General features: G+C 54.8%; 36 protein-coding genes. 26 read left to right on the top strand and 10 right to left on the bottom strand.

All coding sequences use genetic code 11. The features are described 5' to 3' along the window. Positions 1-99: 99 nt before the first annotated feature. The 8 genes from HBO09_RS17600 to HBO09_RS17565 all read left to right on the top strand — a co-directional run bounded on the left by HBO09_RS17600 (position 100) and on the right by HBO09_RS17565 (position 5,437). On the top strand, positions 100-369 hold the full coding sequence (locus HBO09_RS17600) for a hypothetical protein (RefSeq protein ID WP_169995748.1): 270 nt from the start codon (positions 100-102) through the stop codon (positions 367-369). A gap of 14 nt (positions 370-383) precedes the next feature. Then, positions 384-779 carry a hypothetical protein gene (locus HBO09_RS17595; RefSeq protein ID WP_169995750.1) on the top strand — a complete coding sequence of 132 codons (396 nt, stop codon included), beginning with the start codon at positions 384-386 and terminating at the stop codon, positions 777-779. A 46-nt stretch (positions 780-825) separates the two neighbouring features. Then, positions 826-1,026 (top strand): hypothetical protein, encoded by a 201-nt coding sequence (locus tag HBO09_RS17590; protein WP_169995752.1) that lies wholly within the window; start codon positions 826-828, stop codon positions 1,024-1,026. Between the two features lie 12 nt (positions 1,027-1,038). Continuing rightward, positions 1,039-1,221 (top strand): hypothetical protein, encoded by a 183-nt coding sequence (locus HBO09_RS17585; RefSeq protein WP_169995754.1) that lies wholly within the window; start codon positions 1,039-1,041, stop codon positions 1,219-1,221. A 477-nt stretch (positions 1,222-1,698) separates the two neighbouring features. Then, positions 1,699-2,724 carry a ParA family protein gene (locus HBO09_RS17580; RefSeq protein ID WP_169995756.1) on the top strand — a complete coding sequence of 342 codons (1,026 nt, stop codon included), beginning with the start codon at positions 1,699-1,701 and terminating at the stop codon, positions 2,722-2,724. Further along, positions 2,721-4,127, top strand: a complete 1,407-nt coding sequence (locus tag HBO09_RS17575) for a ParB N-terminal domain-containing protein (RefSeq protein ID WP_169995758.1) — start codon at positions 2,721-2,723, stop codon at positions 4,125-4,127. Before HBO09_RS17580 ends, HBO09_RS17575 begins: the two co-directional genes overlap by 4 nt. 1 nt (position 4,128) lies before the next feature. Next, positions 4,129-4,497, top strand: coding sequence for a hypothetical protein (locus HBO09_RS17570; RefSeq protein ID WP_169995760.1), 369 nt, complete (start codon positions 4,129-4,131; stop codon positions 4,495-4,497). Positions 4,498-4,873: 376 nt separating this feature from the next. Continuing rightward, entirely contained in the window at positions 4,874-5,437 is a 564-nt protein-coding gene (locus HBO09_RS17565; protein WP_170060948.1) for a hypothetical protein, read from the top strand. A gap of 307 nt (positions 5,438-5,744) precedes the next feature. Here the strand turns inward: HBO09_RS17565 and HBO09_RS17560 are convergent, their stop codons facing one another. After that, complete coding sequence (locus HBO09_RS17560; protein WP_169995764.1) at positions 5,745-6,320, bottom strand: type I-F CRISPR-associated endoribonuclease Cas6/Csy4; 576 nt, start codon at positions 6,318-6,320, stop codon at positions 5,745-5,747. 215 nt (positions 6,321-6,535) lie between these two features. Between HBO09_RS17560 and rdgC the strand changes: the two genes are divergently transcribed. After that, positions 6,536-7,459, top strand: a complete 924-nt coding sequence (gene rdgC, locus HBO09_RS17555; protein ID WP_170060947.1) for a recombination-associated protein RdgC — start codon at positions 6,536-6,538, stop codon at positions 7,457-7,459. Between the two features lie 90 nt (positions 7,460-7,549). Beyond that, entirely contained in the window at positions 7,550-7,789 is a 240-nt protein-coding gene (locus tag HBO09_RS17550) for a hypothetical protein (RefSeq protein ID WP_169995768.1), read from the top strand. Positions 7,790-8,006: 217 nt separating this feature from the next. On the opposite strand, the gene HBO09_RS17545 is transcribed toward HBO09_RS17550, so the two are convergent. Both HBO09_RS17545 and HBO09_RS17540 read right to left on the bottom strand, forming a co-directional pair. After that, positions 8,007-8,231, bottom strand: coding sequence for a hypothetical protein (locus HBO09_RS17545; protein WP_169995770.1), 225 nt, complete (start codon positions 8,229-8,231; stop codon positions 8,007-8,009). Between the two features lie 48 nt (positions 8,232-8,279). Beyond that, a complete protein-coding gene (locus HBO09_RS17540; RefSeq protein ID WP_170060946.1) occupies positions 8,280-8,771 on the bottom strand; it encodes a hypothetical protein in 492 nt (163 codons plus the stop codon). Between the two features lie 161 nt (positions 8,772-8,932). On the opposite strand from HBO09_RS17540, the gene HBO09_RS17535 reads away from it, so the two are divergent. The 4 genes from HBO09_RS17535 to HBO09_RS17520 all read left to right on the top strand — a co-directional run bounded on the left by HBO09_RS17535 (position 8,933) and on the right by HBO09_RS17520 (position 11,360). Beyond that, complete coding sequence (locus tag HBO09_RS17535; protein ID WP_169995774.1) at positions 8,933-9,124, top strand: hypothetical protein; 192 nt, start codon at positions 8,933-8,935, stop codon at positions 9,122-9,124. A gap of 10 nt (positions 9,125-9,134) precedes the next feature. Continuing rightward, positions 9,135-9,608 carry a hypothetical protein gene (locus HBO09_RS17530; RefSeq protein WP_169995776.1) on the top strand — a complete coding sequence of 158 codons (474 nt, stop codon included), beginning with the start codon at positions 9,135-9,137 and terminating at the stop codon, positions 9,606-9,608. 44 nt (positions 9,609-9,652) lie between these two features. Continuing rightward, positions 9,653-9,868: a hypothetical protein gene (locus HBO09_RS17525; RefSeq protein WP_169995778.1), complete on the top strand. Its 216-nt coding sequence runs from the start codon at positions 9,653-9,655 to the stop codon at positions 9,866-9,868. Between the two features lie 748 nt (positions 9,869-10,616). Continuing rightward, on the top strand, positions 10,617-11,360 hold the full coding sequence (locus HBO09_RS17520; protein WP_169995780.1) for a hypothetical protein: 744 nt from the start codon (positions 10,617-10,619) through the stop codon (positions 11,358-11,360). Positions 11,361-11,488: 128 nt separating this feature from the next. Here the strand turns inward: HBO09_RS17520 and HBO09_RS17515 are convergent, their stop codons facing one another. From HBO09_RS17515 to HBO09_RS17485, 7 genes are all read right to left on the bottom strand, one after another. Beyond that, positions 11,489-11,833 carry a hypothetical protein gene (locus HBO09_RS17515; RefSeq protein ID WP_169995783.1) on the bottom strand — a complete coding sequence of 115 codons (345 nt, stop codon included), beginning with the start codon at positions 11,831-11,833 and terminating at the stop codon, positions 11,489-11,491. A gap of 49 nt (positions 11,834-11,882) precedes the next feature. Beyond that, the gene (locus HBO09_RS17510) at positions 11,883-12,293 is read right to left on the bottom strand and encodes a hypothetical protein (RefSeq protein ID WP_169995785.1); all 411 of its coding nucleotides are present in this window, start codon (positions 12,291-12,293) and stop codon (positions 11,883-11,885) included. 88 nt (positions 12,294-12,381) lie between these two features. Continuing rightward, entirely contained in the window at positions 12,382-12,627 is a 246-nt protein-coding gene (locus tag HBO09_RS17505) for a hypothetical protein (RefSeq protein ID WP_169995787.1), read from the bottom strand. Between the two features lie 263 nt (positions 12,628-12,890). Then, positions 12,891-13,079 (bottom strand): hypothetical protein, encoded by a 189-nt coding sequence (locus HBO09_RS17500; RefSeq protein WP_169995789.1) that lies wholly within the window; start codon positions 13,077-13,079, stop codon positions 12,891-12,893. 25 nt (positions 13,080-13,104) lie between these two features. Then, positions 13,105-13,638, bottom strand: coding sequence for a hypothetical protein (locus HBO09_RS17495; protein WP_169995791.1), 534 nt, complete (start codon positions 13,636-13,638; stop codon positions 13,105-13,107). Then, positions 13,635-14,063 carry a hypothetical protein gene (locus tag HBO09_RS17490; protein WP_169995793.1) on the bottom strand — a complete coding sequence of 143 codons (429 nt, stop codon included), beginning with the start codon at positions 14,061-14,063 and terminating at the stop codon, positions 13,635-13,637. Before HBO09_RS17490 ends, HBO09_RS17495 begins: the two co-directional genes overlap by 4 nt. 57 nt (positions 14,064-14,120) lie before the next feature. Continuing rightward, entirely contained in the window at positions 14,121-14,360 is a 240-nt protein-coding gene (locus tag HBO09_RS17485; protein ID WP_169995795.1) for a hypothetical protein, read from the bottom strand. 175 nt (positions 14,361-14,535) lie between these two features. On the opposite strand from HBO09_RS17485, the gene HBO09_RS17480 reads away from it, so the two are divergent. The 12 genes from HBO09_RS17480 (at position 14,536) to HBO09_RS17425 (ending at position 19,441) form a co-directional block, all read left to right on the top strand. After that, positions 14,536-14,760, top strand: a complete 225-nt coding sequence (locus HBO09_RS17480) for a hypothetical protein (protein ID WP_169995797.1) — start codon at positions 14,536-14,538, stop codon at positions 14,758-14,760. A 12-nt stretch (positions 14,761-14,772) separates the two neighbouring features. Next, entirely contained in the window at positions 14,773-14,964 is a 192-nt protein-coding gene (locus HBO09_RS17475; RefSeq protein WP_169995799.1) for a hypothetical protein, read from the top strand. 55 nt (positions 14,965-15,019) lie between these two features. Then, positions 15,020-15,298, top strand: a complete 279-nt coding sequence (locus HBO09_RS17470; protein ID WP_169995801.1) for a hypothetical protein — start codon at positions 15,020-15,022, stop codon at positions 15,296-15,298. Between the two features lie 69 nt (positions 15,299-15,367). After that, positions 15,368-15,550, top strand: coding sequence for a hypothetical protein (locus tag HBO09_RS17465; protein ID WP_170060945.1), 183 nt, complete (start codon positions 15,368-15,370; stop codon positions 15,548-15,550). Positions 15,551-15,627: 77 nt separating this feature from the next. After that, the gene (locus HBO09_RS17460) at positions 15,628-15,936 is read left to right on the top strand and encodes a hypothetical protein (protein WP_169995803.1); all 309 of its coding nucleotides are present in this window, start codon (positions 15,628-15,630) and stop codon (positions 15,934-15,936) included. Then, complete coding sequence (locus tag HBO09_RS17455; RefSeq protein ID WP_169995804.1) at positions 15,933-16,364, top strand: DUF6283 family protein; 432 nt, start codon at positions 15,933-15,935, stop codon at positions 16,362-16,364. The genes HBO09_RS17460 and HBO09_RS17455 overlap by 4 nt, the downstream gene beginning before the upstream one ends. A 32-nt stretch (positions 16,365-16,396) precedes the next feature. Continuing rightward, on the top strand, positions 16,397-16,765 hold the full coding sequence (locus HBO09_RS17450; protein WP_169995806.1) for a hypothetical protein: 369 nt from the start codon (positions 16,397-16,399) through the stop codon (positions 16,763-16,765). Positions 16,766-16,971: 206 nt separating this feature from the next. Then, a complete protein-coding gene (locus HBO09_RS17445) occupies positions 16,972-17,238 on the top strand; it encodes a hypothetical protein (RefSeq protein WP_169995807.1) in 267 nt (88 codons plus the stop codon). A 206-nt stretch (positions 17,239-17,444) separates the two neighbouring features. Then, positions 17,445-17,684 (top strand): hypothetical protein, encoded by a 240-nt coding sequence (locus HBO09_RS17440; protein ID WP_169995809.1) that lies wholly within the window; start codon positions 17,445-17,447, stop codon positions 17,682-17,684. Between the two features lie 20 nt (positions 17,685-17,704). Then, positions 17,705-18,373, top strand: coding sequence for an adenylosuccinate synthase (locus HBO09_RS17435; RefSeq protein ID WP_169995811.1), 669 nt, complete (start codon positions 17,705-17,707; stop codon positions 18,371-18,373). Between the two features lie 446 nt (positions 18,374-18,819). Then, positions 18,820-19,065, top strand: a complete 246-nt coding sequence (locus HBO09_RS17430; RefSeq protein ID WP_346266436.1) for a TrfB-related DNA-binding protein — start codon at positions 18,820-18,822, stop codon at positions 19,063-19,065. 70 nt (positions 19,066-19,135) lie between these two features. Next, entirely contained in the window at positions 19,136-19,441 is a 306-nt protein-coding gene (locus HBO09_RS17425) for a hypothetical protein (RefSeq protein WP_169995815.1), read from the top strand. Positions 19,442-19,815 lie beyond the last annotated feature (374 nt).

Here is a 19,815-nt window from a genome sequence, read left to right as displayed (position 1 = left end):
AATGGTCGCCCAGGTACGCTAAGCCCAGCCGTCAAACGTTGGGCTAAGCCAGTAGAAGCGTACAGGGATGGCCTGGACGTCAAGAAGGAACTGATCACGATGAAAACTCGCATAGCTCTTACTGCATCCGCTCTTGCCCTGTTGTCGCTGGCCGGCTGCGCTTCACCGCCAGTCACTTACCTTTCACCTGTTGCAATGCGTACCGTCGATGTCTCAGGGGAGAAAATTACTCTCGTCGACTCCAGCTTTTCAGACGGTAAAAATTTCGTTTCATGCCAGCAGCATATTGGTAGCGTCATTAACAGCCCGCCAGTTCAAGGCACGTCCATTACCACCGTTCACCTCTACAACGAATGCACAACGCAATAACCACGGAAATCGCCATGACTTACAAAGGCTTTCGCATCGAAAACACCCCGGCTTACATCTGGCGTATCTACTGCTGGGGTTCGCACGCAGGGCACAATCACGTTCCCTGCTGGTATGTGTTCGATGCCGAAAGAAAGCAGGTTACTGGCGGCTATACGTCCGGCAACAACACACGGAGCGGTACGGTAGACCTGGCGCGCCGCAAGGATGCCAAAGCGTGGGTTGACGGCTTTTGCGCCTATCGCGACGAGCCGGAAAACCGGCAAATTTGCGCTAATGGCACTGCGGTCTATGCGCCGCATTACGCCTGTCACGCTTCTGACACCGAAGAACGGGCCTCTTTTGACTCCGGCTACTGGCACGCGCAAAGACAAGCCCAGCGAGCCGCCAAAATCGCTAAAATCGCCTAAAACGAACCCGCCCCGGTTCGCCGCAACCTCAAGGAAAAGTACAGATATGACCAACGACCGATTAAAAGAATTTCTTATAATCTCGACAGCGATTCGTAACGGCGCGCTGTGCTTGGTTCTCATTGTTGTACTCGGGTTCATGCTTTACGTGATGCTTTCCCCTGCCGATGAGTTACCAGCAGTGAGGAATACTAGTGGGGGTATTCCCGTGACAGACAGCCGCGAAGCTAACAAGCCCACCAGTTGAGGGGAAAGACCCATGCCCATCTACGAAGAAATGAAGGCCCAGCTCCAGGAGCTAGTGGATCTGGTGAAGCAAGACGAACAGTACACCGCAGCTGTCGCTCACGGGGCTATTGAGGCCAATCAGGGCACCTCCCTGGCCCACCAGCAGCGCGCAGCTCGCATCGTCGAATTGAAGCGTAATTACGGGCTCAAGTGAGCCCTCACCGTTACCTCGAAAATGACTCGCCAAAACAAGGCCCGCTCAGCCGGGTTTTGGTGCACTGACTACATGCCCTCCAGGGTGGAGCCGAGCAAATCGCAAAACAGAAATAAAGTCTGTCGCACCCTGCATTTTTCACGCATTGCCGTGTGACCTACTAAATAAAGTCTGTCGGAAACCGGTGTTGAAGCCACCCAGCACACCAACGCTCGCGCCACTTATCTCACCTAGTACCTTGATTTATAAGGCAAGCGGCGGATTTCAACGACAGCTTCAAATGCTCAGCGACAGACTTTATTTCGTATTTGCAAAATGGCCATCCGACCAGCGCCACTCGGCACTGAATTTGATACCACAGCAAATCAATATTTGTACTACGCAACTGTACCACGCTTGTGTATCATCGCCCAAAAGCCAGCGGGTGGCATGCGCCTGGCAAAAAGATTATTCCTTTGATTTAGGGGGGGCGCCTGAATGGTACTCAAGAAGCCGCAGTTCGATTTCACACTCAAGCCGTTACCCGTTATTGTCGCCATGAACTACAAGGGTGGCGTCGGCAAAACCACGACGAGCCGTGTACTCGTACAAGGTCTGTCGAATGACGTTTGCTACAACCAGGGCAAGCCAATCCTCTACATCGACCTCGATCCACAGGGCAACACGGGGCGCCGATGGAACCTGCTCGAAACCGTAATGGGCTCGCCGTATACCACCCCACGCCCACACCCTGAGTTGGTGCGCAATCAAGAGGCCGTTGTCCGCACCTCCATCTGCGATCTATGGCTTGACCTGCTTGGCGTGAACGAGCAAGGCTTCGAGCCTGTTCCCTACCCGAGCAACACTGGCGCGCTTCTGGAGGAAATGGGGATCATCCCAAAAGATGTTTGCCAGCCTATCGGCAGCGACATGATCCACATCCTGCCCAACGACGAGAATCAGCTCGTGCATGTGCAAACCTTCCGCCCAGGATCACCATCTGCGCTCTCGGCAGCTGACACGCTGCGCCGCTGGCTGCGCTCGGAAGAGCTGGCGGAAAAGTACAGCTTTGTTGTCATCGACACCCCTCCTACTCGCACCTCGATCATCGACATTGCCATTCACGCAGCCACCCACATCTACATCCCATTTGTGCCTGAACCGCAAAGCACAGACGGCGTGTTCTCCATGATCAGTTACTTTCAAACGATGGTCAGCGAGCGCCGCGAGTCGAACGACATCCCACTCGAATTCCTCGGGATGTTGCCAAATGCCGTGAAGAAGGGAACGCTGATCCACAAGCAGCAGCTGGACCGCATCAAATCGTCACCTCTGGCGGCATACCTGCTCGACTCCCCGCTGACCGACTTGGTTGCTTACCCTGAAACAGACAACTGGAAAAACACCCCTGACCAAGTGTTCACCAATCCAGAAAGCAAAAGCAGCTTTGAGTCCACACGCTTTGTGAAGCTGGTCGCCAAAAAGGTGATGGAGTCCCGTGATAACTGGGAGCGCATCAGATGAGCACACGTAAGTCCATTACCAGAGACCAGGGCCTGAGCACGGCAACCGACTTCGGTTTGCTGACTGGTCAGCAACCTATCGTTGACGCTGCCAGCGCGCTACGGCCTGTCTCCAGATTGCTTGCGACTTCGATCCGCCCTACCCCGGATAACCCACGCTACAAAGAGCTGTGTGACGCGTTCATCATTCAACCAGAGCCAGCTAACGGTCCAGGGCGGCGTGCAGGCTCGACTCACATCAACAAACTTTCCCTCCGTCGCACCCTAGAGTGGATCGGAAAGGTCAAAGATGGTTGGTTGAAGTCAGAGGCCGGTCAGGCCTGGCTAGCCGAAGAGATCAAATCTGGTCACAACTTTAACTTCGACAATCCGACTGAAGAAGAGAAGTACAGCATCTGGCGTGCTCATTACCGTCGGTGGCTGGATCGCGTTACCCGCATGCTGCTGCGCAATCCTCCTGACTCCGCCACGGCTAAGCGTTGGTCTGCCATCACGGGCAAACCCGTCGAGAGCTTTGCGCGTGAGCCTTTGGACCCCGAAAAACGCGAGCGCGCCGTCACCATCATCTCCATGTGGGCGGAGCTGTTTGCACTGTCCTCGAACGTACTGAAAGACGGTCTGATCCAGCCCGTGAAAGTTCGTCCCGTTTCTAACGGCTTCCGGATTGTTGGCGGTGAGCGTCGGTATTGGGCCTGCTGTCTGGCGAGCATCGACCACATTCCATGTGTAGGCAATGACATCGACGACATCACGGCACTTAGCCAGTCGATCCACGAAAACCTGGACCGTGCCGACATATCGCTTCAGTCACAAGTGCGCTCTATGCGCAGGTACATTTCCGCGTTGGTGAAGGAGCCGTGCGGCCCAAGCAATTCGAAGATCAAAATTTCAGTGTTTGAGGAGGAGTTCGCTGGGCGCTCGCGCAGCTGGTCTCATCGCTGGCGCGTTATCTGCCTGCTACCTGAAGACTGTGAGGTGGTGAGCGCGATCTACTCCGGCGTTTACAACACGATCAACGAAATAGACGTGGCTGCTCGGGCCTATCTCAAGTACCTGAAGGTCAACCCAGGGGCTCATGCACCTGACGCCCATTCCGCAGGAAATGGGGGGGCAGCACCAGGTATGAACGCCCAGCCGCCTAAGCCAAAACCGCCTGCAGCTAAAAAGCCTAGCGCACAGCTTCCGCGTGCCAAGGTGCGGTTACCAGGTACAGAAGCTGGCAAGCGTATCCTCGTTGCCCTGAAGACAACAGAAGGCCTCGACGAAGCGAGCCAGGCCGCAATCGAGACCGCCCTGATAGGCTGGCCAGCGGCACCTGAGAAACAGCGTAAAACGTATCTGGAAGACGTGATTGAGCTGATGGCGAAAGGTCTCGACCATTTGGACGATGAGGAAGAGAGCTGATATGGCCCGTAAACCTGCTCCAACCGCACCACGGGGGCCAGTTCAGACAACGTCGTATCCGCTCTGGCTTCCCAATGATCAGTTCAAGACCATCATCGAGGCCCAGCAGAAATCTGAAAAGCAGTGGCCCGAATGGATCGCTGCTGCGCTCGTTCACTTCAAGAAAGAACCAACAGAAGAGATCGAGGCGCTTCTTGGGGCTTGGGTGCGCGAGCGAAAAAATAAACAGCGAATTAATGTTCGCATAACAAAAGCTTCACTTGAAGATATTGAAACTATTTGTGCAGCTGCACACAACGGCTCCAAACAAGCTTGCTTGCAACATGCACTGTTTATCCATGCATTGCGCACGCATAGTAATACTAAATAGATTTTGAACTGCAATTAATTGTGATAAGGTTTGCTCTAGTAAGTTGCATCAGACTCCCCCCAAGTGCTAACCCTCTGTTTAAGAGGTGCAACATCTGAAGACGACACGCCCTCTCGTGTCGCCCCTTCAAGCCCGCCGAATAGGCGGTTGTTGAGTGACCTCCTACCAAGGGGGGAACAAGACATACCTACTCTGCCGAATAGGCAGCACTGTATCTGTTCCGCTGTACAAGCGCGTAATACCCGCATGCTGGCAACCCCAGCATGCGAGCGTTTGCATACCCGTGTGCGACAGACGCAAGTAACTGATTTTAAAGAATGATACTACCAAGCTATGGTAATAATCATTCTTGTTGGTTGATTGAGTTCTGCTGAATATGCAGTTTCAACCGTTCAAGGAGATTGCTGTGGGGTTCCGTCTTACACCAGAGGATGCTTTAGCTCGCCAACTAATCTCAAAGGAAGAGGCCGAAAGGATTTCCCGTGGTATGCGAGATCGCTGCCACCCGGATATTGTCGCCCTCCTCGCCCGCCAGGCACCAGTCAATACCCAGAAGGCCAGTCTGGCGCCCGCTGCGGCACAGCTGGCGGCATGCACGAAGAAAGACAACGAGATACCGCAGCGCAAACTCTACGACGCGTTGTGCAAAGCCTTACCTGGTGTGCCTGAGTGGGAGCGCGAAGGTCTTATCCCGGATCGTCGCTTCCGCGCCGACATTTTCCTGCCTTCATCCTCAATCTGCGTGGAGGTGGACGGGTTTGCATATCACAAATCCAAGCAAGCCTTTCAGGCTGATCGGATGCGCTGCAACCTCTTCACCCTGCATGGCTATCGACTGATCCACGCCTTTACGAAGCAGATCCTTGACGAAGAGATGATGTCCGACCTGGTTGCGCTAATTGTCCAGGCGCACAACACTCCAATCGTAGCTGCGCAGTAAACGTCATCGGCACAAATGAAAACGCCAGCTCTATGAGCTGGCGTTGAACCACTTATCCAGTGGACGGTGCTTATGATATGCCCTTCCCCTAAAGGTCGGGATAGCATGAGTCGCTTGTTCAGCGTTAGTAAACGTCCGCATATTCTGCGGGGGTCTGAGGGGTGCTCCTTCACGTGCTCAGAGACAGATGTTCTTCAGTATTGTGCGTGCATATGCGCCCATGTGAGGACGCATCTCACCCTTGAGCAAGGGCGGCATGATAGCAGCGGTTGCCGAGGTGGCAAACTGCTATCTTTTTAGGCTGGCCTTAAAAACGCGGGATAGGGACACCAAGACCGTACGAAGACGGCTCGCTATCAACAAAGTCCAAGTGGCTTGGGCGTTCACGACTGATGTCTATTGGGAATTTCAAGGCCGTTGTCAGCGAGAGCAGCATCAACGTATGAGTCTCTACGAACTTGGGTTCGTACTCCTTCGGCTGCTCGCCCCGTGCGATTGCGCGGCGTGTGAGCCGCTTAATAAGCGAATTGGATCGCCCACGACTCGGAGCGCGGTGCCGTTTGAATATCCAAGTGACCTTGGCATGTTCCGGGACTTTGGAAATCGGGCCCAGCACCATCGGCTTCTTTGCAAACTTCCCGCGCAAAACCTTGGCAACGTGTGCCTCTACCGCAGAGCGAACCTGCGCCAACTCTTCCTCGGCGCCGAACACTCGCATAGTGCTGCCAAAGTAATTGGAGCTTGAAGCCCATTTTGGCCAATCCACTACAAGCTTGGCGCCCAGGCTGTTCAGGCTATGAACCGCCAACATGACTTTTTCAAAAGAATTTCGAGAGGTCGCCCCATCGAGGGTTTGAATTTCAAAGTAGAAATTTAAATTCATTGATGAGGGCTCGTTTACTAGGATTTATTGAAATGGCTCCCACCAAAAATGTACAGGAAACCAAGCTCTTGCGGTCAATTTTACGCAGCAATTAACAATGTGCAATAGCATTGTACGTTGTTTTTTTAATGGCTATCATTTTGGTGTTATTCCCACAAAGCCATTATGGCGCCCCTCATCCTCACTAAGAGACGTACATGACATTTTTCAAGAAAGTGCTCGCCTACAGCCTTACCGAAAACGTTGACCTGAGCGTCGAAACCCTTCAAGCGGCGCTTTCACAAAAGCTGGCGCGACCTCTGGGCGGTGACGAACTGAGCACCTATGGGTTCACCACACCACTGCCCCGCGTTGATGGCGTGCAATCGCAGATTCTGGCTCACCCTTGCGGTGAAGGGATTCTGATCTGTGCCGAAGCGTGGTTCCGTAAGCCGCCATCGAAGGCGGTCAATGCCGAGGTCGATAAGAAGGTGGCCGAGATCGAGGCGGCGCAAGATCGCAAAGTGAAGGGCAAGGAACGCAGGGAGATAAAGGACTTGGTCATCAGCGGAATGATTCCCAAGCTTGTCCCAGACTGCAAACACACTACTGCGCTGATCCTACCAAGGCAGAACCTAATCCTCGTGGAAACCGGCACCCCGAGCGCCGCTGAAGATCTGCTGAGCACGCTGCGCGAGGTATTGGGCAGTCTGCCCTTGCGCCCGTTGCGCACAGTGCAAAGCCCAGCCGACGGCATGACCGCGTGGCTCAAGTCCGGTGCCGCACCAGATGGTTTCACGATCCTCGATAGCGCCGTGCTGGCGGGCGAGAAAGATGGCAAGAAGGCAAGCAAAGCCCGCCTGAGCGATATGGATCTGAGTTCAGAAGAAGTCCAGATGCACCTCGCGACTGGCCGCAAAGCTTCCAAACTGGCGCTCGCCTGGGAAAACAAAGTTTCGTTCAAGCTAACTGACAAGCTTGTGGTCGAAGGCATCAAGTTTGACGACCTGCTGCAAGACGAAGCAGCGCAGGCAGCAGGCAGTGGCGACGTGTTGCAGCACTTCGACGCCAGCATGACCATCATGTCGAAAACCTTGGGCAACCTGGCTTCCGCACTCACCAATGCGTTTGGCGGCGAAGACAAACCTCAGGCCGCGTGATGCGTGCCAGGGCATAGCCCGCAGTCGCAGACATTCAGTACCATGGCGGGCTCACATCCGAGCCCCACGCAACGGAACCAGGACCAACAAATGACCGACCTCTACTACCAAGACAACAACCTGCACATCACCAAAGAAAACTGGGATGAGCTGAAAAAGGACAAGGGCAGCATCGCATTCAATGGTGTTCTCGCCGCAGCGAAAGACACCATCATTCGTGGCGGTGCATTCAGCATCTACTGCAAAGCAACTTCTGAAATCCAGCGGCGCTGTGATCGCATGTCGGAACTGAATGAAGAGACAGGCATGCAATCCGGCGAGAGCGCATAACCAAAGGGCTGGATGTACTCGCCCAACGACACAAGACCACCGCAGCAGGTGGTCTTTTTATGTCCCGCTCTAAAACATGGCGTCAGTGAGACCGGTTGCACCGGTCGGAGGGGAAAGGCAAATGCCCCACGTTTTGCGCAGGGCTTTGGAGCTGTCTGAACAGGCCTTTTACCTCGTGAGTTTTGGCGCCTTCCCTCTGAGCGCTTACCCAGGAGCTTTAGCCGATGATAAGTTCAACGGACATGGTGAAGTCGCGGTGTTTCCAGTCGCAGACGTTATAGAGTCGCACGTCGTCCACGATTTTAGCGCGGTAACGCTTCGAAACTCGCATGGCGACCACCTGAACCAACTGGTCAACCGCCTGATCAACCGTTTCATGGGTTGACTCGACGATACTGGCACTGCCACCAGCACGACAAACTGCAAGCTTGAATCCGCTCATCACCACTCCCAAAGGGTTGACCGCCCCGGACATCCGGGGCGTGTCGTCTTATGCCGTCTGGTATTTCGCATCCACCACTTCGAGGAGCGCACGAAACGCCTCCTCACGGGTCTTGTAGTCCTCTTTGAGATTGAGGTCAGGATCGTTGAACACGACAAACCACGTACTCAGTTGACGGTTCTGGTCGAGGATTCCACCAAGCTGGGGATCTGCATTGCAGAACATGGTGCCGCCGTTCCCCGACCACCCGAGCGTGGCGAGGCATTGATCGACCTTCACCTCGGCTAACGCTTCATCGAAAGGTAGATCCCGCTCCTCAATGAGATGTGAGGCTTCACCGAAGATGTACTGCAGCTCACAGCTGCAGCCAAACTCCGTGTGATCCTTGTAGGTCATGTGCTCCTCGCCCACAGCCAGGCAGCGCTTCACCAGGTGAAGGTCGTGCTTCCCAGTCTTTTCAGCAGCCAGTTTGATCGCCAGGATTTTTTCAGCCCAAGTAGCTGGTGCTTCAAGCTGCTTCAGTGCGGTTTCGATGCTCATTTGCCGATCCATTCAATGTTTGTTTTGATGGGATCAGTTTACCATTTACGGTAAATTAATAAACACATATTTTACCCTTTTTGGTATATTTTGTTCTTGATAGTACGCCTCTAGGGACGTATATTTAGTGGATAGCCATAAATCACTTTGGAAGCGCTTTTATGAATCTCAAAGACACGCTCTGGAAGCTCATGCAGTTAGGCGATTGCGGTGTGCTGGATCAGCCGACCCGTGATGCCGCCAAAGAGGCGCACCAAGCATTGAGCGAGCTGCGCAACCTGCTTGAGCTTCCTGCTACAGCCAGTGCGAGCGACATGGTTGTTGCGGTCTACCAGATCAAGAATCCGGTCTGAGGGAATAGCCATGCTCATGCACCCTGATATTGGTCAGCTCAACGGTGGCAAATGCTACGTCTTCCTCGACGGCTACGGCCTGCATCGTGAGCCTATGTATGGCACGTATGAAGAGTGCCTGAACGCCATCGACGCCCGTGGCGGGGTGGATGATCCAATCCCAACCGACAACTCGCACTCGATTGCGGACTACAAGAATGCGCTAGAAACATCGAAGCCGAAGGCTGAGATTGTTCCCCTTGCCCTTGCGCCGTCTCCAGCGCCAAAAGCGCAGGCCAAATTGCCCCGCCCACTGCGCGATTACACCGTCAGCATCGCGGTTGCAGAAAAAATCTACTCAGGCAATTGCGTGATCGACAGCTACGACATTTTAGTCAGCGCTAACGACCGCGATGATGCGATCCGTCAAGGGCGTGAATCGTGGCGCGAGAACGTGGGCGCATACGGGCCGAAGGCTACCTTTCGCGCTCGCCTCACTGACTGAAACCAGCACAGCCTGGTTCGCCGGGCCTTCAAGGAAATGATCCAATGATCCATCGTACCGAAGAGTTCCTTTCAGCAATCGACAGCAAAACCAAGGCTGCGATTCTTGAATCCATCGCCGTGCATTACGGGAAAACACCCGAAGTCATGTATGAGGAGGTTACTGATGGGGAGGCTGAGCACTTGCTCGACTACATGATAGAGCCTCAGCGTAGCGCCACATCGGTACTGATGCAGCGGTACGGAATGCGCGGATACTGACGCGCACCAGGACAGCAAAGCCCCGGCCCTAAACCGGGGCTGAGCCCGTAGAGGGACGCCAATTCAGCGTCACTGAAAGGGTCTATAGGCAATTTTGCCTAAGTACTTGACTAGGCAATTCTGCCTATATGTAGAATAGGCAGAATTGCCTATTTACTGGCTTTAGGCAGAATTGCCTATCGATGATTAAGGAGGGACGCTTGGACAATCGCACACGCTTTCTTCAGCTGCTTGATACTTACGCTATTACCCAGGCCAGAAGCGCCGAGTTAATTGCCGCTGTCACGGGGCGATCCTGCTCTACGCGCACCGTTCGCTCTTGGGTGAACGACCCCACAAAAAAGAGTTCGAGCCCATGTCCTGACTGGGCTGTAAAAAACCTCGAAAAGGCTATCCACTACATGCAGCTCGCCGTGCAGAGACGAGCTGAAGCCCTTGCCGAAGCAAATGCAGAGTAGACGGTAATGTCAGAGGCGCACAAGGCCGTGACCCAGCTACCTTCGATTCAAGAGGTCAGAGCTTTCCCGCACTGCGGCAACGACTACGAGCTTTACGTCAAGCATACCTACAGCGGGCGCGGAGTCTACAGGCGGGGCTTTGACGGCCACATCACGGACAACTCTCACATGTACGACTGCATAGACACAAAAGTGAGCAAGCGCGCCTATTTTGCGACATGTGACAAGCCGGTGGCGGCCTGAGACGAGGACGCTGACCGCGCGAGTTACACCAAGGAATACTACCGTTCATGAGCCACGAGCCACACCGGCCCACCACACAGGTGCGTGAGTTCCCAAGTAAGTTGGCGATGCTCGCACTGGGCGCAGCGCTGATAATTTTTGCTACATGGTTTTCGAGCTACGTCGCCTTTGAGCCAATCGCTCTCGCTGGCGATGCGTGGGCGTTTGGCCCGCGTGAGGTCGCACACCTATTCGGGTTTATGGGTTGTGTTCTGGCCGCGTGGTTTTGCGGTAACTCGTTCAACACCTGGCCAACGCTGATCGTTAGCCTAGTGATGGGAGCCATCGGCATTGGGTTGGTTGTGTACGCCAGCCTTGCCCCAAGAGAAATCAAAGATTTGATCAATCCCAAGGTAGCTGAGGCCTTTCTATATGTCCTCTACTACTACCTCTTGGGCTGCGGCGCGGGGTGCGCGATCAGGAAGCAAAGCCGCTGGCTATTTCAGCCAAGGCGCATGTTGATCATAACCGCGATATTCTTGGCGTTCGTTTCCATTGGCTGGGAGGTCTACACGCAACCCTTCGAGCACGTGTATCAAAAGCCGCCGCGAGGCTACGTGCAATTTGCCCAGGTGCTTTGCGACTTTGTGGGAATCGCTATTGGCTGCACGCTGGTCAATCACCTGATCCGAAGACTCGAATCGCAGGGCTTTACAAACCCAACCACACCAGATTGCACCAGTACACACGGCTTCGCGAAAGAGTTGTGGGCGATGGTGTCCATGACAGCGGCCCGGTTCCGGCAACTCTGAATGGCTCAAACAATCGCTGGAGTCCGCTCTCGCTCGCGATTGTGTTGACGCAGCCAATGATGCGGACGCGCTCCACGTTTTTCTTGCTGCTCGTAGCGAGTAGCCCCAGAGCACGTCAATGCTTTTTGTTACGCCTCGGCGGCCTGTTTACGCTTTTGAGCTGCCATGTATCGCTCGCCGCTTGGGCTGATCTCATCCGCTGCTTTGACAGTCACCTTCAGCATGCGAACGGGCGGGGGTATATCGCCCTCGGTGCTGCACTCGATGACCATAAGGGTCTGAAGTAAGCACCGCTTTTTTGAAGTAGTCGCAAGGGACTTGGCCTGTGATGCAAGTCTGACGAGGCTTTGACGCACCTTGCCATCCTCATCCTTTGCAGGGAAGTAGAGCCCGACCGCACCAGGCTCAAGTTTGAACAACTCGGTCAGGGAAATTGATTCCAGCTCGGCGTACTTACTGCGGGACTGTTGCATCAGCTTAATTCCTACGGATGGTTAAAGGGGCGGTTCACGCCCCGCCTCGTTATACAGAGCGGCTGGCTTCATTCTTAATGAGCCAGAGTTCAAGCTCATGCAGCGCGTCTGCGCAGTGCTGCCATGAATCACCACGGACGAAGCTTGGCGAGGCAAGCCATTGCTCATAGCCTTCACGGATATCATCGAGCATGTCTGCGCTTTGTCCTTCGATTTCACTCAAGAAGAAGAGGTTGACCGAGTCGCCCATTGGTTTGCCACTGTAATCGCAGGTCGCTACGACTTCGAGCTGGCCCTTGAATGGCGCGACAAAAATGTGATGCCCCTGAATGCTGGCGGTCACATTGGCTTCTTGCATTAGAAGGTCGGCGACTTCAAAGCCTTTGAGCTGCATTGCCGTGAAGGCTTTCTGCTCACTATCGTGAGAGCTGTACCGGGTCAACTCGCGATTCAGTTCCATGTGCATGCTCCAGCTGCTTAGGTAGGACTGTAGGCAGCCGACTCAAAGAATCGGCTCTCGACAGTCCGGCGTACCGGACGACTGCGGATTAGGGGTATTCGCCTGCTGCGAAGCGGCTCATGTTGTTCAGCAGGTACTGCGCGTGGACACGCAAGGTGTTCAGGTTGGTGCCGTGCTTGAGCATGGTCTTACGCGGGAATTCAATCTCGACGGTGCCTCCGCCGACATTCAGAGCCTTTTTACCGCTGGCGAGGGTGAACTGGGCGGCGGCGGTATCGGCCAGCACGCTGTTGTTGCGGAAGCGTTCAAGCTCGGCGGTAGTCATTGCTTTCATCGTATAGGTCTCCCTGTTCAATTCGACGAATTTACCGTATATGGTAAATTAAGACCAGGGGTATTTTGGCCTTTTATGGTAAATATCAGCACGGCCGATTGCGCGACTGTCACAAAGCCATAGAGGTTGGTTTGTAGAGGTCGCCATGGGCGAGAGTTGGGGCGGGATAAGCAACAGCCGAAAAGCGCGAGGGGCGCGCCAGGCTTGGGAGTGATACGCGGATGATGATCGAGGGCGCCGACTAGCCGCCAGCCCCCTATCCTTTACTTGCCAGCGAGCGGGCCCGCAGGCTCAAGGCTCTCTTCCCGACGCAGGAGCGAGTTCAGCAATCTGGCGTCAAGTTGATTGGGAACATTGATGGCGCGCAGAGCTTCGGCCTGAATCGCGTCCAGGTCTTTGCTGGAACCTCGTTGCTCCAGCTTGCGGCGTTGGCTTGCTTTGGCCTTGTTCATCGGGTGTCTCCTTTGTCCGTTCATCCTATGACCAATCCACAGTGAGAACAAGTTTACCGCTCTGATACTCAAAGCCGAGCGCCAGGTAGTGAGGTATTACCTCCGCCAGGGGCTCTACAACCTCAATAGCCGTTGATCGGCACTGCTTGGCGTACTGGTTGATCGCAATCAAGATCAGCGTGGTTACAGCGCCTTTCAGGGGGTGCAGCGGATCAGGGTCAGACTCTAGCAGCATAATCCGAATCAGGGTCTTGGAGCCGTTCGGTTGCGCAAAGCACAGCCCGCATAAACGATCAGCAAACCACAGCGCGAGATCGAATGCTTTGGGGTTCATCTTTTTCGACCGCGCCGTGTCTTCCCACGGGAACCGGTGGTGCTCCCAATCCAGCACGGCATCCAGCGCTGCGCCGTCAATCGGTTCAAAGCGAACCTGCCTATAGTCGGTCAGGCCGTAAAAGCCATGCGCCTCAAACTCAGCGTGCAGAGCGTGAGCAACTTCCGTGGCCTTTTCCCGTGCGTTTGAGGCGTACATCTGCCACTTGGCCGTGTGAATGCTCATGCGTCCGCACCAGTGCTCACAGCCAGCTCATCTTGAACGATGTAGAGCGGGAACCGATAAGCAGCTGGACCGCGATTGCCGAAACGAGCTATTCCGCTGTAACGCCCCGAGTCAACGCCTAAGGTGGCGCTGTAAGTAGCGCGTCCGCTGTGTAGGGCCGCAAGGAGTTCGGCGTCCTGGCGTCTCGTGAAGCAGATAGGCACCACCTGACCGAACACTGGCGAGTCTGCCGCGAGTGTGTTGCCGCTGGCATCAATCACCACATAGCCGAACACGCCGTGGGGCGCACGCTCAGGAATAGAGACAACTCCAAAACGCTCAAACAAACCTGTTTGGATTTTTGTCGCAAGCCCCCCCAAGCCTGCTGAGTTTTTGGTGTAGTCGGCGCCTGAATACATACCGGTCTCTTGCTGCTTCTTGCTCATGTGCGCTTGCCTTTGCTCAGAGGCTCCAAGGGAGCCATTGTACGGTGATCGTTTTCGCTACCAGGCCTGTACTGCGCGCTGCTCAGTTGAAACGTAATCCACGAGCAGCCTGCGCCTGCTCACTTCATTCAGGGACTGCCAATCTTGCGCCGTGGTGCCGCTGAAGAACTCGCCAGCAATTTCACCAGACTCAATTCCCAAACTGCCTTGAATCAAACGGCAGGCATCATCCAGGTGATGAAGCTTTGCAGCTGTCCTGATCAGTTCGGGTGAATCGTTACTACTGATAAAGGCCATTGAATGCTCCGTGAATTCCGTCTTCAACGTCGCAAACTGTACCCCTCTAGAAACGTACACGCAAGACAGAAATACGAGAGCCAAATACATTTTTTCATCAGCTAAAATTAGCTTGCGTATACGTCTCTAGCGGCGTACATTGGTATCACTCGCAACCAACAGGGATATAAGCAAAATGTCCAACCAGGTAACTCCGACTCAGGCCCGCAACAAAATCGCCACGCATCTGGATCAGGGTAATGGGATTTATGCCGCTGGCCCAGGCATCAGTGCGCGGTTCTTCAAGGCTGCCGTGAAAGCTGGCGCCTTGAACGTCTGGAACGGCAGTAGCTGGGTTGAGGTGCCTCGCGGGACGCAGTTCAACAAAGGCAATGGCAGCGGCCACCTGTTCACTTACTGAGGGTTAGTGCAGATGTACAAGATTCATCATTCCAGCGGCTTAGTTGGTGTGGCCTCAACGCCAGAGGCAGCAGTCAGGGAAGCAAGGGGTTCGATTTTCATCTCCGATGATCGAGCGAAAGAGATGCTAGCCGCGCTTCAGGCTGGCGCCAAAAGCCAGATCGCAACCTACGGGTTTGCCCAAACCACCATCACCCTGTCCTGATCTACACGCCCCCTTCACTGGGGGCAAGTCAGTAGGAAACCTTGAGGATTTAGAAATGAGCTACAACGAGACAATTGCCAGCTACAGAAAGCTGCTCGCCGATCATCCAGGCGAAGCGCTGGAAATCGGTGATGGCTGCTTTGCTGTCTTGGTTGATGATCACCTGTACGGCGTACACCAAGACCAGAACGGTGAGGTCAGCTCGGAGGGTGGGTTCGACTTTGACATTAGTGCATGGGATGACGAGTGTGATTGCTGGGATGGCGATATTTCGGGCATGCAAACCAGCAACGCTATCGCTAACCCGCGCTACGTCGCAATTAATAAGTCCTGACACTCCCGCCGACATAAGCCATTGGCCCGGTTCGCTGGGCTGCTACAACGTAAGCGAGAAGTACTTGCCATGATCAAGCCGACGCCCATTCAACTCGATCAGATCTACAAGAGCACCCACGCCGACTACAAAGGTGTGCTTCCAGATGGCACTCGCACGATTCTGGTATGCCGTGGCGCCACCCGCATGGTGGCGCTGGAAGACTTGACCCTGGATGAAGTCGCCCAGCGGCTGGCGCGAAATAAGCGCTAACAGCCCGCAACGCGAGACCCCTTATCAATACAATGGGCACGACCATCCCGCCCTCACCCACGTACATAGGTGGAAACATGGCTCCGCACCAACTCACACAGGCCCAGTTCGCCGCAATCGCTCAGGTTGAAGCGTTGGAGAACCACGGACGCAAGTGGAACGTCAGTTACAACGGCGCGTCAGGTTTTTCGGACGAGTCAACAGCCGAAGCTGCTAAGGCCGATGTTCATCACGCATTCGTCAACAATGCCGTGTACTTCAATGAGCCGGGGGCCCCTGAGCTTGGCCTGAAGCCGAGTCTGCCGCCAGCGCTGGTGATGGCTGACTACAGCAATGATCCTGACTTAGTCGCACGCTGGGGTGCATGCATGGCCAGCAGGACATGAGTAAACGAACCTCCGAGATCATCAAAGCGATACCGGCTGACGACAACCACCAGGTTGTTACCGTCGTTACCCGTGGCGCTGAGACGCTGGCGCACCGCAAAAAGCCGTGCAAGGACTGCCCATGGCGCAAAGATGCCGTCGGAGAGTTCCCCCCTGAGGCCTTCCGTATCTCTGCAAAAACGGCGTACGACATGTCTCTGGAAACGTTCGCTTGCCACTCATCTGGATCGACGCGACCAGCCACCTGCGCAGGATTCCTATTGCGCGGTGCCGACCATAACTTGTCGGTTCGGATGGCCTACATCACTGGCCGACTGACCGAGGACTTCGACACGGATGGGAATGAGCTATTCGACAACTACCGCGAGATGGCCATCGCCAACGGTGTCGATCCGGACGACCCAATCCTTGTCTCCTGTCGAGATTAAATTGTCCCTCAACTAGAGAGCCCCATTCATCAATGCTGGAAATGAAAGCAGCAACAGCGTTTGAAGGCCTGCCCAAGACAGCAGCACGCGAAGGCTCCTCACAATGCCAAGCCGAGGGAAAATCCTCCATGCAGATTGACCGCCCGAACATGGTCTACCGCAACGGCCTGCTGGCAGAACAGCACCGAGAGCGCGTGAACACCGTTCCTGTTCGCTACAAGCGCACATGGACGGTTCGCCGGGTAGCCGTGCTGGACGCGGGCCAAGTCGGCCTATACGGCCAGCACAGCGTCATTACTGATGATGCTGGGAATCGAGTGATTTACACCTGTACCGAAGACCTCGGCGCAGGCCTGACAAAGCACCAAGCCATTACCTTACTCGGGCAGGTATCGGTTTAAGGGAAAGGTCGCTACACCTCACAACCCCACCCCGTACGGGAAAAGCTCGTAAGTGAGGGACGCTTTCGGCTCCCAGGATCAGGCAGGAAACGGCGCCTAATATCGCTCCTGGTCGCGATAAGTAGGATAGGTTGACAACGTATACTGCAGGCCCGGACCCAAAGTCGAATACCGGCACTCCTGACACTCAAAAAAGGACACGCACCATGGATTACATTGGCCTCGCCGATCTGACTCTCATGTTCAAATCGCACAGCGGCGAAAAGTCTGCTGCCTGCAGTGGTATTACGGTGCAGTTATTTTTCACCGAGCCGCAGCGTCAGTGGACTGTGTTATTCCACGACCCAAACGACTTGGTTCCACTCGACGGTCTGACCCGCGCCGTTTTGAGCCTGACTGATGGCCGTCGGCTCGCAGGAGCTGCAAAGTGGACGCCATCCATGGGTGGTGGTTTCACCCTGATTGAAGACTAAGTAGTGGCCGCGAGCAAGCATGGCGAGGCTGGGTTGTTCTTCCAGATTGGCAAGTTCGACTGAACCTATCAACTTCACGGGAATAACGCCCGCTGTACCCAAGCCCCGGCCCTAAGGTACACAACAAGCCCAGCCGTTAAACCGTTGGGCAGCAGCCGTAGAGGGGCGGCTATTTCTGCACCCGTCAAAACTAAGGATCAGCATATATGGCCACACAGGAATCAAGAGTCGAATTGGTAAAAAAAGCTGACCGAGTAGCAGATCTTAGTTATTGGCTCTTTCTCTCAATGGTCGGTGCTGCTCTGGCCGTGCTGGGATTCAAGGTCAGCTCTGAAATTGTGCAGACGATTTTTTATGTGCTCGTTTTGGTTGGTTTCGGGATCAAGATTCTTGAGGTCAAGCTATTGCGCCGAGCACTTGAGTCTGAAGGCACACCCAAGCCGTGAGCTGAAGGAAATTGAGCACCATGACCCACGCAGAGCTTTGTGAAGTCGCCAAAAAATGGCTGGTTCGCCCGAACAGTCAGCGCGGGCATGGATGCCACGTTGCTTTGTCGGAATGCAGATCCGGCTGGGGTGGTGAAATGCCTGACGCTATCGGCTTTCGCGCCGCCAGTCGTTTAACAGAAACGGTAGTCGTCGAGGTGAAATGCTCCCGCGCTGACTTCCTGGCTGATGCCAAGAAGCCGCACCGTGCTGATGGTGAAGGAATGGGCCTGTACCGTTACTTCATGTGCCCCGAGGGGTTGATTCAACCTCATGAGGTTCCCGGACGCTGGGGGCTCTTGTGGGTCTCGGCTCGCGGCAAGGTAACGCCAATGCTTGGCCCTGTTGCGCTATCGAGTAACTGCGGGACGTTTGAATCTGTTGCGGCACTTTGGCAGCACAGCCGTAATGCGGAGCGGGAAACGTGGTTGCTTGTCCGGGTCATGGCCAGGATCGACAATCCAGATAAGGTGAAGAACGCAATTAATGCAGCCCAGCGAGAGCAGGCCCGTTTAGCGAAAATATGCAACGACCAGGCCGACGAAATCAGGGCATTGAAAATGCCCAAGCCAGCTCCAGGCTGGAGCGGCGGAAGTGCAGGTGAAATGCTCACCGCGACACGACGAAAAGTGGCTACCTCCACCAACTGAGAACAGCTAGGAAAGCTATGACCGAACTTCAGAGAGTTGCTCGGCGCTCAAACTTGATATGGGTTTGGGGTGGGCTTGCAAACCTGCTCATCGCCTTGGCGGGCGCGCTAGCGATATGGGTTTATCCTTTCATGGGGCCTGATCTGCGCAGCGAGTTTTGCGCACTTCTGGTGCCGGTTGGGGGCTTCGGGTTGGCCGCAACGTTGATCGGGGTGCGTGAGCTGAGAGCCGCCAAGAAAAGAGATTGGTAGTTACCACTTCCAAGCATAAGAAAACGCACCAGGTGCAGCCAAGCCCTGCCGTTAAATCGTGCAGCCAGGTGCGTAGAAGACTAAATTTCGGTTTCTGAAATATATGCGACATCTGACTGGCCAAGGCCGTAATCGGCGGCTCCCGATTATCGGAATACACGCGCCTGTTTGGCCTTGCCGGGATCGAGGGAGCCAGTGCGCAGTCAGGGCGGCGCACGCTCGCGGTCTACAGGCGACCAATACGACGCCTTGGTTAAACTCATGCGTGGTGATGCTGGAAGCGCTGGCAATCGCGCTGCCCGTAGCGTGCTGGTGGACGGGAAGCAGCAGGCAGAGGCAATGCGCGAGACGGGAGCGAGCCGCAGCACCGTGCATTTGACGGTGAAACGTTACACGGATGCTTATGAACTGATGCGCGAAGTCTTTGCGGGAGACAGTTAAAAAGTCTTTGCGTGTATTATTCTAGCGTAATACAATGACCTCATTGAAACGAGTCACTGAGGAAGCTGAAATGGCAACGCTCGAAGTTCACAACATTCCTGTAATTAGCACTTCCCATCTCACCAAGGATGTCGCAGCACGTCTTGATCAGGACGCTGCAACTTGGTGCGGAGGTGCTGGCTATCAGGGTTGCGGATACTTCCTTTATCTGGATGAACCTTCAGCTCCCGAGGCAGAGTCCGTGCCGCAGTGCTTGCTAGACATTCGTGATTGGCGCATGCAGCTTGAGAAGGAAGGCAAGCTAGATAACAGTCGTTGGGTTCGGCTGGATTGGGATGCAGATACCGTTGATGGACTGCGAGTGTATGAGTGGTAATTAGCCCACTCCCGGTTCCCTGGGCCTTCAAGGAAAACCCACCAAGTTCACCAAGCCCTGGCCTAAGAAACCGGGGCCGCGTCAGTAGAGGGATGCCGCTTTTTGGGCGTCCGCTAAAAAGGATGAAGACAGATGGCTATCTGGTGCGCATCGAGCAGGATGCAATGACACGCCTCCGCTCAACTGGTGCGTAGATCGAGGAAAAGCGGCTACCGCGCCCATGGGCCTGCTGGCTGCTTTAGTCCAGGGCGACAAGTCACCCCGTCCACCACCAGTTTCACGAACAACGGGAAAATCGCTATACACCGCCCTGCCCGCTAATGCGGGCTTTTTCTGTCTTGTAGTCGCAGCCATTTCCAGAATTTCGCATTTAT

It is taken from the genome of Pseudomonas sp. WS 5027, from assembly GCF_012985695.1.
Classification (GTDB): Bacteria; Pseudomonadota; Gammaproteobacteria; order Pseudomonadales; family Pseudomonadaceae; genus Aquipseudomonas; species Aquipseudomonas hygromyciniae.
The sequence above is the reverse complement of the archived record's forward strand: the minus strand, read 5'-3'. Positions and strand labels throughout refer to the sequence as shown.

Excerpts from the sequence above, each read along its gene's own strand:
- HBO09_RS17445 (WP_169995807.1), top strand. The coding sequence starts at position 16,972 with ATGGATTACATTGGCCTCGCCGATCTGACTCTCATGTTCAAATCGCAC.
- HBO09_RS17455 (WP_169995804.1), top strand. The coding sequence starts at position 15,933 with ATGAGTAAACGAACCTCCGAGATCATCAAAGCGATACCGGCTGACGAC.
- HBO09_RS17510 (WP_169995785.1), bottom strand. The coding sequence starts at position 12,293 with ATGGAACTGAATCGCGAGTTGACCCGGTACAGCTCTCACGATAGTGAG.
- HBO09_RS17480 (WP_169995797.1), top strand. The coding sequence starts at position 14,536 with ATGTCCAACCAGGTAACTCCGACTCAGGCCCGCAACAAAATCGCCACG.
- HBO09_RS17575 (WP_169995758.1), top strand. The coding sequence starts at position 2,721 with ATGAGCACACGTAAGTCCATTACCAGAGACCAGGGCCTGAGCACGGCA.
- HBO09_RS17570 (WP_169995760.1), top strand. The coding sequence starts at position 4,129 with ATGGCCCGTAAACCTGCTCCAACCGCACCACGGGGGCCAGTTCAGACA.
- HBO09_RS17550 (WP_169995768.1), top strand. The coding sequence starts at position 7,550 with ATGACCGACCTCTACTACCAAGACAACAACCTGCACATCACCAAAGAA.
- HBO09_RS17535 (WP_169995774.1), top strand. The coding sequence starts at position 8,933 with ATGAATCTCAAAGACACGCTCTGGAAGCTCATGCAGTTAGGCGATTGC.
- HBO09_RS17540 (WP_170060946.1), bottom strand. The coding sequence starts at position 8,771 with ATGAGCATCGAAACCGCACTGAAGCAGCTTGAAGCACCAGCTACTTGG.
- HBO09_RS17475 (WP_169995799.1), top strand. The coding sequence starts at position 14,773 with ATGTACAAGATTCATCATTCCAGCGGCTTAGTTGGTGTGGCCTCAACG.
- HBO09_RS17460 (WP_169995803.1), top strand. The coding sequence starts at position 15,628 with ATGGCTCCGCACCAACTCACACAGGCCCAGTTCGCCGCAATCGCTCAG.
- HBO09_RS17595 (WP_169995750.1), top strand. The coding sequence starts at position 384 with ATGACTTACAAAGGCTTTCGCATCGAAAACACCCCGGCTTACATCTGG.
- HBO09_RS17565 (WP_170060948.1), top strand. The coding sequence starts at position 4,874 with ATGCAGTTTCAACCGTTCAAGGAGATTGCTGTGGGGTTCCGTCTTACA.
- HBO09_RS17500 (WP_169995789.1), bottom strand. The coding sequence starts at position 13,079 with ATGAACAAGGCCAAAGCAAGCCAACGCCGCAAGCTGGAGCAACGAGGT.
- HBO09_RS17435 (WP_169995811.1), top strand. The coding sequence starts at position 17,705 with ATGACCCACGCAGAGCTTTGTGAAGTCGCCAAAAAATGGCTGGTTCGC.
- HBO09_RS17585 (WP_169995754.1), top strand. The coding sequence starts at position 1,039 with ATGCCCATCTACGAAGAAATGAAGGCCCAGCTCCAGGAGCTAGTGGAT.
- HBO09_RS17530 (WP_169995776.1), top strand. The coding sequence starts at position 9,135 with ATGCTCATGCACCCTGATATTGGTCAGCTCAACGGTGGCAAATGCTAC.
- HBO09_RS17520 (WP_169995780.1), top strand. The coding sequence starts at position 10,617 with ATGAGCCACGAGCCACACCGGCCCACCACACAGGTGCGTGAGTTCCCA.
- HBO09_RS17465 (WP_170060945.1), top strand. The coding sequence starts at position 15,368 with ATGATCAAGCCGACGCCCATTCAACTCGATCAGATCTACAAGAGCACC.
- HBO09_RS17515 (WP_169995783.1), bottom strand. The coding sequence starts at position 11,833 with ATGCAACAGTCCCGCAGTAAGTACGCCGAGCTGGAATCAATTTCCCTG.
- HBO09_RS17505 (WP_169995787.1), bottom strand. The coding sequence starts at position 12,627 with ATGAAAGCAATGACTACCGCCGAGCTTGAACGCTTCCGCAACAACAGC.
- HBO09_RS17495 (WP_169995791.1), bottom strand. The coding sequence starts at position 13,638 with ATGAGCATTCACACGGCCAAGTGGCAGATGTACGCCTCAAACGCACGG.
- HBO09_RS17485 (WP_169995795.1), bottom strand. The coding sequence starts at position 14,360 with ATGGCCTTTATCAGTAGTAACGATTCACCCGAACTGATCAGGACAGCT.
- HBO09_RS17600 (WP_169995748.1), top strand. The coding sequence starts at position 100 with ATGAAAACTCGCATAGCTCTTACTGCATCCGCTCTTGCCCTGTTGTCG.
- HBO09_RS17580 (WP_169995756.1), top strand. The coding sequence starts at position 1,699 with ATGGTACTCAAGAAGCCGCAGTTCGATTTCACACTCAAGCCGTTACCC.
- HBO09_RS17425 (WP_169995815.1), top strand. The coding sequence starts at position 19,136 with ATGGCAACGCTCGAAGTTCACAACATTCCTGTAATTAGCACTTCCCAT.
- HBO09_RS17490 (WP_169995793.1), bottom strand. The coding sequence starts at position 14,063 with ATGAGCAAGAAGCAGCAAGAGACCGGTATGTATTCAGGCGCCGACTAC.
- HBO09_RS17450 (WP_169995806.1), top strand. The coding sequence starts at position 16,397 with ATGCTGGAAATGAAAGCAGCAACAGCGTTTGAAGGCCTGCCCAAGACA.
- HBO09_RS17545 (WP_169995770.1), bottom strand. The coding sequence starts at position 8,231 with ATGAGCGGATTCAAGCTTGCAGTTTGTCGTGCTGGTGGCAGTGCCAGT.
- HBO09_RS17440 (WP_169995809.1), top strand. The coding sequence starts at position 17,445 with ATGGCCACACAGGAATCAAGAGTCGAATTGGTAAAAAAAGCTGACCGA.
- HBO09_RS17470 (WP_169995801.1), top strand. The coding sequence starts at position 15,020 with ATGAGCTACAACGAGACAATTGCCAGCTACAGAAAGCTGCTCGCCGAT.
- HBO09_RS17525 (WP_169995778.1), top strand. The coding sequence starts at position 9,653 with ATGATCCATCGTACCGAAGAGTTCCTTTCAGCAATCGACAGCAAAACC.
- HBO09_RS17560 (WP_169995764.1), bottom strand. The coding sequence starts at position 6,320 with ATGAATTTAAATTTCTACTTTGAAATTCAAACCCTCGATGGGGCGACC.
- HBO09_RS17590 (WP_169995752.1), top strand. The coding sequence starts at position 826 with ATGACCAACGACCGATTAAAAGAATTTCTTATAATCTCGACAGCGATT.